This window comes from Mycoplasma sp. (ex Biomphalaria glabrata) (assembly GCF_001484045.1).
Lineage (GTDB): Bacteria > Bacillota_I > Bacilli_A > Mycoplasmatales.
In genome coordinates this window covers 19,257-35,971 of sequence record NZ_CP013128.1, presented here as the reverse complement: position 1 = coordinate 35,971, position 16,715 = coordinate 19,257, and the positions used below count along the sequence as shown (strand labels likewise).

General features: G+C 27.8%; 11 protein-coding genes. 8 read left to right on the top strand and 3 right to left on the bottom strand.

The annotated features are described in order from the left end of the window. Positions 1 to 15: 15 nt before the first annotated feature. The 7 genes from ASO20_RS00160 to ASO20_RS00130 all read left to right on the top strand — a co-directional run bounded on the left by ASO20_RS00160 (position 16) and on the right by ASO20_RS00130 (position 13,283). A complete protein-coding gene (locus ASO20_RS00160; RefSeq protein ID WP_085055901.1) occupies positions 16 to 720 on the top strand; it encodes an RsmE family RNA methyltransferase in 705 nt (234 codons plus the stop codon). Positions 721 to 844: 124 nt separating this feature from the next. Beyond that, complete coding sequence (locus ASO20_RS00155; RefSeq protein WP_085055900.1) at positions 845 to 10,036, top strand: hypothetical protein; 9,192 nt, start codon at positions 845 to 847, stop codon at positions 10,034 to 10,036. Positions 10,037 to 10,099: 63 nt separating this feature from the next. After that, on the top strand, positions 10,100 to 10,546 hold the full coding sequence (locus ASO20_RS00150) for a hypothetical protein (protein ID WP_085055899.1): 447 nt from the start codon (positions 10,100 to 10,102) through the stop codon (positions 10,544 to 10,546). A gap of 2 nt (positions 10,547 to 10,548) precedes the next feature. Further along, entirely contained in the window at positions 10,549 to 11,004 is a 456-nt protein-coding gene (locus ASO20_RS00145; RefSeq protein WP_085055898.1) for a PPC domain-containing DNA-binding protein, read from the top strand. Next, complete coding sequence (locus ASO20_RS00140) at positions 10,997 to 12,631, top strand: 1-deoxy-D-xylulose-5-phosphate synthase N-terminal domain-containing protein (protein WP_085055897.1); 1,635 nt, start codon at positions 10,997 to 10,999, stop codon at positions 12,629 to 12,631. Before ASO20_RS00145 ends, ASO20_RS00140 begins: the two co-directional genes overlap by 8 nt. Positions 12,632 to 12,642: 11 nt before the next feature. Then, positions 12,643 to 12,828, top strand: coding sequence for a hypothetical protein (locus ASO20_RS00135; RefSeq protein ID WP_085055896.1), 186 nt, complete (start codon positions 12,643 to 12,645; stop codon positions 12,826 to 12,828). A gap of 80 nt (positions 12,829 to 12,908) precedes the next feature. Further along, entirely contained in the window at positions 12,909 to 13,283 is a 375-nt protein-coding gene (locus ASO20_RS00130) for a hypothetical protein (RefSeq protein WP_085055895.1), read from the top strand. A 23-nt stretch (positions 13,284 to 13,306) separates the two neighbouring features. On the opposite strand, the gene ASO20_RS00125 is transcribed toward ASO20_RS00130, so the two are convergent. The 3 genes from ASO20_RS00125 to ASO20_RS00115 form a co-directional block, all read right to left on the bottom strand. Continuing rightward, positions 13,307 to 13,939: an HNH endonuclease domain-containing protein gene (locus ASO20_RS00125; protein WP_157061686.1), complete on the bottom strand. Its 633-nt coding sequence runs from the start codon at positions 13,937 to 13,939 to the stop codon at positions 13,307 to 13,309. A 531-nt stretch (positions 13,940 to 14,470) separates the two neighbouring features. Beyond that, complete coding sequence (locus ASO20_RS03140) at positions 14,471 to 14,605, bottom strand: hypothetical protein (RefSeq protein WP_265736636.1); 135 nt, start codon at positions 14,603 to 14,605, stop codon at positions 14,471 to 14,473. Next, complete coding sequence (locus tag ASO20_RS00115; protein ID WP_085055893.1) at positions 14,574 to 15,296, bottom strand: tyrosine-type recombinase/integrase; 723 nt, start codon at positions 15,294 to 15,296, stop codon at positions 14,574 to 14,576. The genes ASO20_RS03140 and ASO20_RS00115 overlap by 32 nt, the downstream gene beginning before the upstream one ends. On the opposite strand from ASO20_RS00115, the gene dndC reads away from it, so the two are divergent. Then, positions 15,291 to 16,712: a DNA phosphorothioation system sulfurtransferase DndC gene (dndC, locus tag ASO20_RS00110; protein ID WP_085055892.1), complete on the top strand. Its 1,422-nt coding sequence runs from the start codon at positions 15,291 to 15,293 to the stop codon at positions 16,710 to 16,712. The two genes, ASO20_RS00115 and dndC, sit on opposite strands and share 6 nt — an antisense overlap. Positions 16,713 to 16,715 lie beyond the last annotated feature (3 nt).

The following is a 16,715-nucleotide window of genomic DNA, read 5'->3' as shown; positions in this document are numbered from 1 at the left end:
CTATAATTAGAGTATATGCAAAAATATTTTTTGAATCATATTGAAAATAATAATTTCTATTTGCGAGATAATGACTTTCACCACGCTAAAAATGTAATGAGATTTAAAATTAATGAAGAAATAATGATTATTTTTAATAACAGAAAAATTTTAACTAAGTTAGTAGCAATAAATAAAGATAATTGTAAATTAGAAATCATTCAAGAATTAGATGAAGATACTGAATTACCAATTAAAATATCTGTAGCGATTGGTTTAACAAGAAACGAAAAAATGGATCTTATTATTCAAAAATTAACTGAACTAGGTTGCCACGAAATAACGCCAATTTTGATGACTCGTTCAATAGTTAATAAAATTGACGACACGAAAATTGAACGTTGATCAAAAATCGCTAAAGAAGCTGCTGAACAATCGAATCGCAACACCATGCCAATTATTACTCCGATTCAAAAATTAAGTGACTGAGTTAAAAATAAAGAGGGTTATTACTGCTATGAATTAGCAGATACGGATAATCAATTAAAGTTAGATAACTTTAAACAAGAAAATTTTAATTACTTTCTAATCGGTCCAGAAGGCGGAATTGATTTAAGGGAAGTTGAAATATTACAAAAAGCACAATGAAAACCAATTTCTCTTGGTAAAAGAATATTAAGAATGGAAACTGCCACATTTTACTTAATGAGTGTAATTTCTTTTCTTATTGAAAAAAAATAACAACCTCCAAAAACCCATTTTTTTAATGAGTGTTATAATATTGATATAAATAAAATGACTTAATAGAGATTCTTAGTTATTTGAAAAACATAACTATTTCAATAAGTCATGTGGAGTGAACTTCATGAATAGAAAATTAAAATTATTTGCAATTTTTTCAACCTTAACAACAACTGCTATAGATCCAATTTCAAAATTGGCAGAACCTGGGGTATTGGCTTCAAATAATAACTTAAAATCTCACCAAGGCGATAATATTCTTAACGCTTCGAATGGTGAGATTTTTTCTTCAGTGAGTGGAGAAAACCCAAACAGTAATTCAAATACCGATCCTTTTCGTGGTTATATTCCTAGTAATTTCGGAGGGAATAATCTAAGAGATAATTCTGGTTTTACAACCATAAAATCTGATCAATATGTTGTTGTTCCTTATTGAGTTCCAACTTTTAAAAGACCTCATTTTGATTCATTTGCCACATACTCAATCGATCCATCAACTAAAGAATTAACGGTTGTAAACAAGAAGGTTAGTTTAGGTTTTGATGTTAGTAAAAAAATAGTGTTGAAACCTCAAATAGTAGGCGAAGATTTAGTTACCTTTTTCCGTGATAGCGGTGATAGTTCTAATCCCTATGGGACCGGATTGTGAAGTGCGGGGGTAACTAACTTAAAAAGCGGTGACTCAACGACATATGTTTTGTCTGGCGGTAATTTAGGACAAAATACAATTAGAAATATTAGCATATATTACGATAATACTGAACCGATAAATAAATATAAGATAATAACCTTTACGTGAATTTCTCAAGATACTAAACTAATAGAAGTTTATCGTTTAATAAATTTTGATCCTAGAAATCCAAATTGAACATTGGCAGGGTTTAATGTGGCTGGCATTGATGCTGGTTTCGATGTCCAAGATGTTGATTTTGTTGATGATACTGCCATACCAAAACATGACTATAGTGGTGGAGCTGATCCATCTAAACCATTATTAGGATGAAAGAATTTATATAGCGATGTACAAGCTGAACCATTTACAATAAATTTTACTCCATATAAGAACACTCTTGGATACTGAACGTTTAAGAGTGACAATGGAACCATTTTTATAAATTTAGGAGACAACGGAACCAGTTCAGCGAATTTAGATATGGGTGTTATAGATTCAAAAGGTAACGCTACAGCAACTGCTAGTTTTCAATTTCCCAAAAATAGTGAATACGAGTTCTATTCTGCTGAAGCTATAACTTTTTCTTTTTTTAAAGGTCATAATGACATTTATTATTTATTTCCAAGCGGAGTTATGTCTAACACTCCAGATGCAAAATCTATACCAAGAAGTAGTAGATATTTTGCTTTTAATATTGAAAATGACAAAATCACAAATTTAGAATCTTATGATTACAATACAGCTAAAACTTTTTTTAGTAATGAACAAACTTTTAGTAGTTCTAAAATTAACTACATTGCTTCAACTGGCAAAGATATAATAACTCTTGATTTATCTTCATCACAAGATGTTTTTCAAAGACATTTTAGAAATGATGCTACAAGCCCACTTCTTCAACAATTTACCACCTTTTTTTCACAAAATTTGTTTTTTGTTGATTTAACTGCACTTCATACTAGCGGAGCAACAGCGGCTCAGAAAGCAGCTATCGAAAATATAGCAACATGATTAGGTAAAAAAGATGATTTTTCATTTAGCCCTATGACCATTAGCGATATGACAATAGCTGCAACTTCAAATTTACCCACTATTTCTCAAGCTGAATATGACCAAATTATTACTGATTTCGTAAGTATCCAAAATCAAGCTATTCAAACATTGCTAAATAGTACTTATGACAAATGAATTATTACCCTTGAAGGAACATCTTTAGGTCACCAATGAGGTTGATATAATGAAACTAATTTACCCAACATGTTTCCAACTTACGTATTAGATACTAATAATGGGTTAATTTTTGATAAATCAGACAATGATATTAGTAATCCAAAAACTGGGTTACAAAGATTAATAAATGAGTTTAAAAATAAATTAACTTCTGGAACTCCAATTAGATTTATTGATCCTTACTTTAATATTGCTTCAGGTTCAAGTATTGAAATGGCTTTTAATGAGTTTAAAAACTGATCAAGTAATCAATTAAATTATTATATTACTCAAATATTTGCAGAATTTAATACATTTTATTATGGTTTTGCAGATATTAATAGTGCTAATAACACTTTATGAAATTATTACATTGATCAAAACACTTCTAACCCAATTAGCACAGTTAACGACCTTAAAGCTCGATGAGTAAATGTTATGACGGGTAGTAGTTGAAACGGTAAAACAGCATTAAATTTATTTATTTCTTCAAAAATATGAAATAACATAAGTGTTTCAATTATTGCTGGAAAAGATGCAAATACTCAAAAATTTCCTTTCGGGTACACTGTTGAATTCCAAGCATATAAAGATATTAATTTAAATTCCTTTAATGGAGCAATAAATGATTTATATGATACCTTCTTAAAAACAGAATATTTAGGTTATCCTGACCCAGCTATAGTTAATAAATTTGATGTAAGTGCTTATTTTAGTGGTTCACCGTCTCAATTAATCAATAAAACTACATTTATTAATTTGTTTACACATACAAAAAGTACATACAATAAATTAAGTACTTTTTATTCATGAACAGCTGCTACTTCGAAATATAATTTTACAAGAGTTACACAATTTACAACTTGAAAAGATGCGCAATTAACAAATCTTCAAGCAGATTTTCAATCAATTATCAATTTGATTAATAATTCATACTACGGATATGCAGGTTTAACAAACAACAAAATCACTAATTATTTACTTATTGGGCAAACAGCCGGAACCGCTTTAAACTCCGCAACTTTAGCCCAATATTTTATCGCTCATTTGCCAACAACGACAGCTGAATTTCCTGGGCCATGAGCAACCAAATCAATAATGGACCCATTAAAAAATGCGCAAAATTCTGATGTAATTGCCTGAACTACCGATCAAAAAACTAACCTAACAGCTAAAATAAATGAAATTATTGGATTAATTAAAGATAGTTATTATGGTTGAATTACAAAAACAGCATCGGGTTCGTTAGTTATTAGTGATGTTGATAAACTATTAGTTAATTTTACTGAAGGAACAGAGTTAACTGCTAGCGGAATTATTGCGACATTTAGTTCAACGAATTTACCGACCGGATTAACAGGATTATGAGGATTAAAAGCGTTTGTTGAAGGAATTGACACCACTCAAACAACTAATTTTAGTAACAATCAATCAACTCATTTAAATATTGAACTGCAAAGAATTCTTGATGCCATCAATCCTTCTTTCTTCGGTTATAATCCATCTAGTTCACTGTTAACAACAAATACTGTAGCACAAGTTATTTTATATGGACAGAATTTTGCTACCGAAATTACGCTAGCGCAAGTATTATCAAATTTTAAAAATGGAATAGCAGCTGCAGCAACTGGATTTCCAAGTAAATACGCTGTTAGCACATTTTTAGAATCAATAACTTCAACTGGTGATATTAAAGAATTTAATGATGACCAAAAAACTCAATTGACTAATCAATTTACAACTATCATTAATTGAATATCGCCAAACTATTATGGTTTTGATAAATTAGCTGATAATAATATCTCAAAATATATCTTGATGGGGCAAGTTATTAATACAGAATTAAACCCTACAACATTAGCTCAATATTTTATCACCAACTTCCCAACTGGTGATCCAAATTTTGTTGGTAAATGAAGTGCACATTCTTACTTTAACGGAATAACTCAAAATGGAGCAGATGTAACTAATTTCGTAAATGATCAAAAAACTAAATTAACAAATTCGGTTACAGACGTTATTAACTCTGTTAAAGATGGTTATTATGGTTGAATTACAAAAACAACAACAGGTGGATTAGTAATTAGCGACGTAGACAAATTGCTCGTTCATTTCACGCAAGGAACCGAGTTAACAGCTAGCGGAATTATTGCAACAATTACAAGTACTAATTTACCAACTGGTGTTGCTGGGTTATATCTAATGAATCAATTTTTAACAGGAATTGATTCTACTCAAGCTACTTCCTTCAAAAATAATGAAACAAAATTATTAACTGATGCTGTTGATACCATCATTAACACCGTTAAAGATGGTTATTATGGTTGAATTACAAAAACAGCATCGGGTTCGTTAGTTATTAGTGATGTTGATAAACTATTAGTTAATTTTACTGAAGGAACAGAGTTAACCGCTAGTGGAATTATTGCGACATTTAGTTCAACGAATTTACCGACCGGATTAAAAGGGTTGTGAGAATTAAAAGAGTTTACAGAAGGAATTACTGTTACTGAAACAAATAAATTTAAAACTAATGAAACAAAATTACTGACTGACGCTATTAATACCATCATTAACGGTGTTAAAGATGGTTACTATGGTTGAATTACAAAAACAGCAGTTGATGGTTTAGTTGTTAGTGATGTTGATAAATTATTAGTTAATTTTACTGAAGGAACAGAGTTAACTGCTAGTGGAATTATTGCAACATTTAGTTCAACAAGCTTTCCTACCGGATTAAATGGGTTGTGAGAATTAAAATCGTTTACGGCAGGGATCGATTCAACTCAATTTTTAGATTTCAAAAATAATCAAGACATTTATTTAAATAAAGAACTTAAACGCATTGTTGATGAAATAACACCTTCATACTATGGATATGCTCCGTCTAGTTCATTATTAACAACAAATGACATTGCTCAGGTTATTCTACATGGCTATCCTATCGATATAGAAATCATTTTAAACCAAATCGTTTCGAATTTTAAAAATGGAATAGCAGCCACAACGGTCGGATTCCCAAGTAAATACGCTGTTAGCACATTTTTAGAGGGAATAACAACTGATGGTGATATTAAAGAATTTAATGATGATCAAAAATCACAATTGCAAGCAAGATTTACAGTCATAATAAATTGAATTAGTTCTTCATATTACGGTTTTGAAAAATTAGCTGATAATAATATTTCAAAATATATTTTAATGGGACAAAACTTGGATACTGCGTTAGATTCAACAACATTAACTCAATATTTTATTACCAACTTCCCAACTAGTGATCCAAATTTTGTTGGTAAATGAAGTGCACATTCTTACTTTAATGGAATAACTCAGAATGGAGCAGATGTAACTGCTTTTATCAATGATCAAAATAATTCATTGAGTACAGCATGAACTACAACATACAATCTTATTGAAGCTAATTATTTTGGTTATATGACTGACTGTACATCATTAATTAGTACTACGATTTTATTGAATGTTGCAAATGGAACACAATTAAACTCAGCAACATTATTTACATCTTTTAAAAATAACGTTGTATTAAAAAATGGTGGAGATGGTTTCCCACATTTATATGAACTACACAATTTCTTTGATGGATTAAATGATGCTAGCGATCTAAATATGAATGAATTTATTCAAGAACAAAATACTAAATTTAGAAATAATGTGGATGCTATTCGAACATCAATTCGAGAAAAATATTGAGGATACGGAGAAACTTCAATTCCACAAAATTTATTAGATAGTTTTTTTGATAGCGACCAAATAAGTCTTTTAACAATCGATAATGCAATTATAAAAATTACTAACCACGAGAAAAATGGTCAAGGAATTTATCATATTTATACTTTCTTGAAAGGAATTACAGATACCGATTTAACAACTTTTAATACAAACCAAACAACTGCAGCAAAAAGTGACTTAACAAAAATTTTATCAATCTTAAATAAATATTATTTTGGTTATGAATTTGATGTTTCACCATCAACTGAAGTATTTGTAGGTTCAAAACATATCGCTTTAATGTTTAATATGAACGGAACCGTCACTAATGGTGTTCCAACTGACGTTGATACTTTATATACGTTATTTGGTACACAAGTTTTAACGAGTGATTTAGTAACTGATGCTGGAAAAGACTTTACAGCAATTGCCGGATTTTTAAAAGGGTTATATACAATACAAGGATCAACAAATGAACCAATTGGTGAATTATTAAATTATAAAACTTGATCTGAATTACAATTGACTAATCAAATTGCATCAATTGCTCAACAATATAATGATAACTATTATGGTTATGCGACTGGAGCTGATTTAACAAGTTTAAATTTATGATTTGGTACACAAGCAATATCAATGCTAACACTTGATGAATTGAAAACAAATATGTGAAATTACGCTCACACATTATCATTGAAAACAATTAATTCTACATTAACAACATTTGGTACAAATTTGGGTACAAGTAGTGATTTGCCAACTGGAAACACCATCTTAGCTCGTGATTTGAGAGCAGCATTGGCAGATATTAATTCAATTAATCAATCATGACGTAATAATTATTTTGGAATAATCGGTTACACAGGAACATGATATGAATCTAAATATAGCAGCAGTAATAATAATTGAAGTGATGTAACAATTCGTAGCGACTTAGAAATTATTCGTTCAACGGCTGTTGGTGATGGAAATAAATTTATGATGGAATACATCAAAATATTTGCTAATGGTTCAAAAAATCTAATAGATTTTAAAACTTATCAAGATGCAGAAATGTCAAAAATTCTTCAACCGATTGTTGATTTCTACAATCAATGATATATGGGATATACAACTACCCAAAATTACTTACTTGAAACTACTGATTCAACAATTGCAAATGGGTGGGTGTATAGTAAAGTTTTAGCAAAATTAACAACTTTGATTACCAAAAATAATGATACTAGAGATTGAGAATCACAATATATTCACACAACTTATGATTCATTAACGAAAGAAAATAATTTCCGTGATGAACAAATGAATGCTCTTGTATTAGATATTAATGACAATTTAATTAATACATTCTTTAAAAATAATTACTATGGTTATAACGTTCAAACATCTATGCCACAAACAGTAAGAACAATAATCGGATGACAAACAACAACAGCACTAGATGCGATATGAGATATAGCTACCTGAAGTAGTAATAACTGAACTAATACATCCGCATCAACATATAAAATTTTTCAAACGGTCGATAGTTCACATGCAACTAACTTAAAAAGCGGAATTCACTTTAAAACAACGCTATCAACATATATGAGTTCTACACCAGGTACTCCAGGAGCAGATTTCATTAATTTTCAAAATAATTCATTAACTACCGAAGTTACTTCATTAATTTCAAGCTATCAAGCAGCATACTTTGGGTATACATCAATGACTGAAATTAATAGCAATTTTTTACCAGGAATGGTAAAAACAGCTAACAATAATGTTAATTGAGTTTTAAATGAAACATTAACAGCGTTAAAAGCTGATCCTGGAAATTACCAAAATGTTGATCGTGTAACAAATGGTAAATGATTGCACAATAGCGCATTGGATAAAATTACAACAAACCTAACTCAGGATGATAACTTTACTGCTAAAGAAAATACGGCTTTTGATGCTGATATTACTAACATCATTAATGAATATAAACCAATTTTTAGAGGTTTTATTAATGATGTAAACGGTAATAGATTAACATATAAGACTCTTGGTGGAGATAATGCTATTACTAACGGTGTTTATGTTCGTAATGGTGGCGATATAACATCAGATGTATTTAATACAATAGCTTTAAAAACTTATATCCATTCATTACATAGTTCCGCTACAAATCCAACATGAGAAAAAAATGTGATTAGTAATTTTAGAAATGACGAAGTAAATTTTAAAAATGAACAAACAACAATATTCCGTGGTTATTTACAATCTATTAATAATAAGTACTCTGCTGTTTCTAAGGGTTATTTTGCAACATTTAATGGTTCTGGATTAAATTATCCTAATTTACCAGGTTGAGTGACTGGTCCAACAGGCGCATCAATCGACATAGATATTTCAATGAATATTCTAGATAAAGAAACATATAATTTAATGACTATTCCTGATTCTTCTGCAACTTATCGTTTAAGTTACGATGCTTGAAAAAAATTCAGCGATAATTTAGATAATTTTGCTAACGAACAATCTGAATTAAGTAGTAAAGATTTAGCAGCAACAGAAAAAGGTTTCAAAAGACAAACAGAGATATTTAACTTCTTAGCTGACTCAGAAAGTAATAAATCTTGAAAGACTCAACCAAATTACCGAGGTAACTATCAAGATTTAAATCAAGCTAAACAAGCTTTAGCGAAATTCCTAAATCAAGCTGGTAATCCAACTTCAGCTGCAGATTTAAATGATATGACATCTCAATGATTCTCATTAACGCAAGGAGATGATAATGCTGATTGAAATAACGTAAATATGGCTCATTCATTTATGTTCTTTGGTCAATATGGAGCGCCATTACAGTTAATTTATCAACCGACTTCACCAAAATTATTAGGAGCTGCAAAAATATCTGGTTCGATTATAGAACTTAATTCCGGCCAACATTTATTAAATGGTGATATCGATACTATCACATTCTCACCAACTTCACAGGATGGAAATGTAAAATATGGTTCAACATTGGTAATTACAAAAGGGGTTCAACAATTTACTTACAAAATCATCCCATCAAATAATATTTTTCCATTTGATCAATTATTATTTACAGTGGCTGATATGACAACCGGAACTCCAGAATATAATTTGGCACAGAAAATTACTATCGTTAAAAATCTAGATACACCAAACTCAACCGAAAACTCAGTTGCTTCAGTTACATATGACAAATTAACTTTTGATTTTGCCAACGAATCACCAAATTATGATGGAACAAGTTCATTACCAATGCCAGCACAACAAGGAATTAACACAATTACTTCAGTTTCTGAATTGCATCATACAATCAAAGCTGTTCGTGATACCTATATTCAAATCGCTGTTGGTAATGATTTAGAAACTGGTCGAAAAATTCGTACAAATATAAGTCTTGCAAGCTCAGACTATAATAATCAAGTTTTATCTATTGATGAAGTAATTAGTCGTTTACCAAACATCGTTCCACCATCAGAAACTTCTTCGTTACCAAGTTGAGTAATTCCGGTTATTATTGCTGGAGCAGCGGTATTGATATTTGGACCAACAGGTTTTTTTGTAATTAGAAAAATTAGAGCCAAAGTTCAAACAGGTAAAACTGTAAAAGGTTTTTCATCAGCTAAGGAAAAACAAGAACGTTTGAAAAAGGCGCAGAAATTAGCAAAAAATAAAAATAATGCAGGTTCATTATTTTATAAAAGAAAATAACAATTTTGTACAACTTGTAGATAATATGGAATAGTTATATGATAATTATTAAGAGGATAATAAATGAGTAATTGAGTAATTATTGCATTAAGAAGAATTTCTAACTTTACTAACACTTTTTCAATTGGTTTTATCTTAACGATTTTAACAATCAATTTGATTACAAAAAATGATTATAGTCACGTTATTTTTATTGGGTTAATTATTGTTGTTAGTTTATTTTTAGTATTTAACATATTTACAAGTGTTGCTATATTGAAAAAAAACAAATTTGAAAACACATCACTAATGATATGATCATCGTCTCTGTTAACTATCAACCTAACTATTATTGTTTTTTCAATCATTGGTAGAGAAATAAATTCTACAAATGCTGTTTTAACGAATGGGATTTTATTAGGATTGGTAATAATTTTAGGTATTGGAATGATAATAGCTGATGTTAAATCATTATTATTAACATTTAAATTAATTTCTACTAAAAAGCATTTAACATCGGAGAAAAAATAATTATGAAAAGCAATATTGTTGTAAAAGAAATAACGGAGAACGATTTCATAATTTCAATCCCAAGTGGGGAAAAAATTATAGAAACTTTGAACGAATTTGCTAAAGAATATCAAGTTGTATCAGGTTCTATCCAAGGAATCGGAGCAACTTCTTCAATAGAATATGGATTAGTGGATGATTTTGGTAAATATATTTGTAAAAAAGATGATAAAGGATTGCAGGAAGTAACGTCATTAATTGGTAATTTTACAATTAACAAAAGCATTAATAAGATAACTCCTCATTTACATGTTACTTATTTTGATAATAACCATGATTGCAAGGGTGGACATTTGTTTGAAGGAACTGTCGGATTAATTATTGAATTAAATTTACGAGTTTTTTTTAATAAAAACCAAGAAGTTATCAGAAGACAAGATAATCAGAAAAAAGAATTATTTTTCATAACTCATGAGTAAAATTTTAATCAACAATGTTAAAAACGTTAAAGACTATAAAAAATTAAATCATCTAGAAGATTTAACTATTTTACAACAGACTCGCGATTTAATCATTAAAACTACCGAAACAACAGGTGGACATTTAAGTTCATCTCTTTCTGCGTTAGAAATATCTTATGGAATAATAAAAGAATTTGATTTAGAAAAAGATAAGATTTTATTTGATATTGGGCATAATACCTATGGATGAAAAATTTTAACTGGTCGTGCAAAAAGATTTGAAACACTAAAACAATTTAATGGATTAAAAGGATTCCAATCAAGAAAAGAAAGCAAATACGATTTTATCGAACAAGGAAATGCCGGTAATTCTTTATCGATTGCAGCAGGTTGAGCTTTTTGTCTAAAAAAAAATGAATACATCGTTAATGTTATTGGTGATCAATCTTTTGCAACAGGTCAAATAGCTGAATGTTTTAATCATTTAAATTCTATTAAAAATTCTATCATTATAGCTTTAAATGATAATTCTCAAGGAATTGGCCCAAATATTGGTAGTTTAGGAACAAATGACATAAATTATCAAAATTATTGCCTAACATATGGTATTAACTATATTGGGCCAGTAGATGGGCATAATTTAAATGAAATTAGTAATGCTTTCAAAAAAGCTAAAACATCTAATAAACATACTTTGATTCATTTTAAAACTATTAAAGGTCATGGTCACGAAGAAGCTAGTCAAGATAAAGTAGGGAAGTACCATTCAATTCCTACCAAAAATAATTATGACAAATGAAGTAACCATTATCCATCAATTATAGATGAGTGTTTGAAAAAAAATAAAAATGTATATTTAATTACTGCTGGTATGCAATATGCACTAAATTTACATAATCTATATTTAAAGTATCCTAAACAAACAATCGATGTTGGAATAGCTGAAGACCATGCTGTTTCTTTTGCATCAGGGGTTGCATTATCAAACAACGTTCCTGTTGTTTTTGTAGGAAATTGTTTTTTAAGAAAAGGGTATGACCAAATCATACAAGATATTGCATTAATGAATTTGCATTGCGTTTTTATTATTGATCAGTCAGGAATAAATGAAGGTGGTAATGTTCAACATGGTTTTTATGATTTAAAAATGTTTGTTGGATTAGATAACGCAGTTATATATGCTCCAAGTAATAGTAAAGAATTTCAACATTGTTTAGAATTAGGGATAACTAAAAAACAAATCACCGTTATTAGAATAAATAAATACTACACAAACGACGAAAAACAAAAATTTGATGATTTCATATGAATTAGAAGTAGTAGTAAAAAAATAGTAGATAATAGTAGTAAATTAGTAATTAGTTATGATAAGTTATCAAATTATGTAATTAATACTAAAAAAAGGTATGATTTAATCAATTTAAAACAAATCTATCCTTTATCAAAAAAAGTTATTAACATTATTGATAGTTACCAAGAGATAATTCTATTAGAAGAATATCCTAACCTTTTTGGATTATATAGCGTTTTAACAACACATATAAATCAATCGAAGATTAAACTGATTGCTCCTAATTCAATTAATATTGAACATGGAAATATTGACAAACTTTTCAATGATAACATTTTAAATAAACTAAAATAAAAGAGGGTTTTGTGAAAATAAGAATTAATACTATTTCAGTAAATAAAAATAAGAAGTTAAAACTTGAATTTAAAAGTAGAAAAGTTGAATTAAATAAGAAATGAACTATTATATTTATTATTTATTTAACATTAATGATTTCAATAGCTTTAGCTGGAATAATTATGGTTTTCATCATACACAAGCATGTTCAATAACTAAACTGTTTTAATTGCATTGTTTGCACTTAATTTTAGATTTATTCAAAAAAACTTATAATGAACGTGAAAGGATTTTTATGAATTTGGATTTAATTGTTTCCATCATAAGTTTAGTGATTTCATCATTTCTTGTAATTTATATTTCTAGAATTACTTGATCTCACAATATATACATAAGATCAAAAGTTTTAAAAGATTTGATTCTTGTAAAATATTATGATAAAAACGATGGTAACAGAATCGATAAATTCTTAAGTGATTTTTACAATTTCCATAATGCTAAAACTGAATACAACTTGAGTAAGTCTTCTTCTGCAAAAATCATTGAAAATTTACTTAAAAAAAATTGCACTAATAAACAAATATTAAAATTGATTTTTACTTTAAATAAAAAGGTTAGAGTAGAGAGACATTTATCGATAATGGAAAATTATATTAAAGATATAAATTAATATTATACGTATTTTTACTAATATTATATACAATCAAAACTTCTAAATTCTTCAACCTTTGACTTAATTTTTTCATACTCTTTTCAAGAATTAAATTGAAAAATAATTTTTTCAAGATCTAATGCTTTAAATTTTTTCTCTTTTACCAACTGTTCTTTTTCATCTATTAACCATTTATACAAACGATCATTTCTATTGTATAGTTTTCAAATAATTTCGTTATTAAAAAATTTATCGTGATATTTATTACTTTTGCTACTATTTAAACTTATAGAAGTTGGAACTAAATTTCATATATCCTCATAACTCATGTATGAATGAGGAATATAATGATCTCAACTAATTTCCCTTAAAGAAATGCTATCATAAAAACATTCAATTTCATCACTTTGATTGATGGAATTGTAAAATTCTTGAAGAATATCTTTATGCGTTGTGAAAGTGATTATGTCACGTTTAACTCCGTTGATTTCTTTAAATGAATCTATTTTTTGTATAGGATTAATAACTGAATAATTATATTTTTCGACTAATTCAGCTCATCTAAAAATAGATTCATTAATTAGAATTTTTTTTCATTTTTTAATAATTAAATATTTTTCTTCATCTATTTCAATTTGAAAAGGTTTATTATTTTTTTCATGTTTTTTCATCATTTCTAAATTTTTCCCAAAATGTTTATAAGGTCCATTTTTGAAAATTGTATTCAATTCTTTTAAATTTTTATTTTTGTCGTATTCATTTGTAATAAAGTTTTTAACTTTTTTAATATCTTTAATAGCGCATTCATCATTATCAGGAAGTTTATAAGTTTTTTTAAAATTCTCAATTAAAGGAAGTATTCATTTATCGATTCCACTCTTATTCCTTGCTGTCGGATTTTGTCTAAATTTATAATAACCCGCAGAAATTCAACATAATATAACAAAATTTACAAATACATCCTTTATTTCAATGTAATACAGACCCTTATGCCCTTTATTAATAATGCATTGTATTAATGCTAATGAAAAAACAGGTTTATAGGTTGTGCACTATTGTTTGAATTTACAGTATCTATTCATTTTCTAACATAGTCATTTTCTGCTTTAAAATTATCGTTTTTTCCCTTAATGCTTGTTGTGGACATAATTTATCTTATTAATTATATCTCTGTTTTGTGCTTTGTGTATATATTAAAAGTTAAATTATATTTTTTTGATTATTTTTTTATACTCTGAATTTAAGTATTCTTTACTTCAATGAATATAATGTTCTGTTGTTTTGACACTAGCATGTCCTAATAATTTACTAACTGTAAAAATACTTGTTCCGTTTTTTAATAAGTTTGTTGCGTACGAGTGTCTGAAAGTATGAGGGGATATTTTTTTTGTCTATTTTACACTCATAAATAAGTTTTTTAACGCAATAATTGGCTCAGCGTCTTGATTTAGGTTCTTTGGTGTTTGTAACAAAACATAAATCATCGTTTTTCTTGTTGATATATTCTTTTAGATCGGGATGAAAATTTATATATCTATATTTATTTCCTTTTCCTTTGATAAATATTTCATTTTTTAATATTTCATTATTTTTAACATTTAAAGCTTCTGTAATTCTTAGCCCAGAATAATATATTAAATATATTAATTTGATCAGTTGTAAATTATTTTCTTTTTTCAAATATGTAAAAATAATATTTATTTCTTTTGGTGATAAAGTTATCAATTCCTTTTTATCGATCCTAGGTTTAATAACATCTAAAAAGGGGTTTTCAATTTTCATTTTTTCAATGTTGTTTAAATATTTATAAAATTTATCTATCACCGTCAAAATTAGTCTTTTAGTATTGTTACTATAGGTTTTATCAATATATTCTAGGAAATATAACTTTCCTTCTAGTGTAATTTTGAAATTTCTACACCTTATTAAATATATTTTTAAGTAATGTTCATAATTGTTTAATGTATTTAAAGATTTATTTTCTGCATATTTTAAATGCTTGATAAATTTTTCTATTAGTGCTCCTTGCATAATTTTTCCTTTCTCACAACAAGCATTAAGGGAAAAAACGATAATTTTAATGACAAAATTACTTTTGCCAAGAACTTAATTAAACAGGAGTACTATAAAAATGATTTACCGTGAGTAATCGGTTATTCTGGCGGAAAAGATTCTACATTTCTTGTGGATTTAATTATCTCATCCATCTTAGAATTAGATAAAAATCAACTAAATAAAAAAATTTATATATTAAGTTCCGACACATTAGTAGAAAATCCTCTAGTAATTGAAAGCTTATCCAACTCAATAAATAATATAAATGATTTTGCAAAAATAAATAATTTACCATTAATTGCAGCATTAGTAAGACCAAAAATTGAAGAATCATTTTGAGTTAATTTAATAGGAAGAGGTTATCCTGCACCAAATCAAACATTTAGATGATGCACTTCTAGATTAAAAATTGATTCTATGTCAAATTATGTCGGTGAAAAAATTTCAAAAGATAAAAAAGTAATTTATGTAATTGGTGTCCGACAAGGTGAGAGTGGGGCAAGAGATAAAATACTTGAAAAATACAATAACTTAAGCAATGACCGTTATGTTAATAAACATAATACAGATGCAAATGCCTTTGTCTTTAAACCTATTATAGATTTTGACACAAAAGAAGTTTGAGAATATTTATTAAGTAAACCTAGTACACACTGAAAAGTGAGCACAGGTAACTTATATGAATTATACAGAGATAGTTCTAATGAATGTCCATTAGCTCTTGATCAAATAGGAACAAAGAAGGTTAATAGTAGTTGTGGGAACTCTCGATGAGGTTGTTGAACTTGTACTGTAGCCAAAGAAGATAGATCGATTACTAATTTAATTAACAATGGTTATAAAGAACTAGAGTCATTAAGAGATTTTAGAAACTGATTACAAGATGAAAGAGATAAATTTGAAAATAGGTATTTAGGAAGTATTAGAATTAACAAATCGACTAAAAAAATAACCTTAGTAAAAAATCGAACAATGAGATTAAAATACAAAGAAAAAGATACAAAGAAAATACTTTTTATTCCTAAAAAAAATACACGACCAAGTAAAAATTGAGAAATACTGAAAAATGGATGAGCCGTCTCTGATGATGGAAAATATAAAATTATTTCAAAAGATAAATTTATTAATTTAATTAAAACAAACAAGATAAATATGTGAAATGAAATAGGTAATCCGTTTGCTCGTAAAATTATTATTCATTTTAAAGATAATGATTATAGAATCCCGGGTATAGGTCCATATAATTTACGTTATCGTAAAGAAATATATGACAAATTAACTAAACTAAATAGCAATAATAATTTTCAAAACTTAATTCTAGAGGAAGAGAGAGAAATTATTTTTTCTATTTGAAATAATATAGAAAACAATTTAACTAATTGTACAAGATAGGAC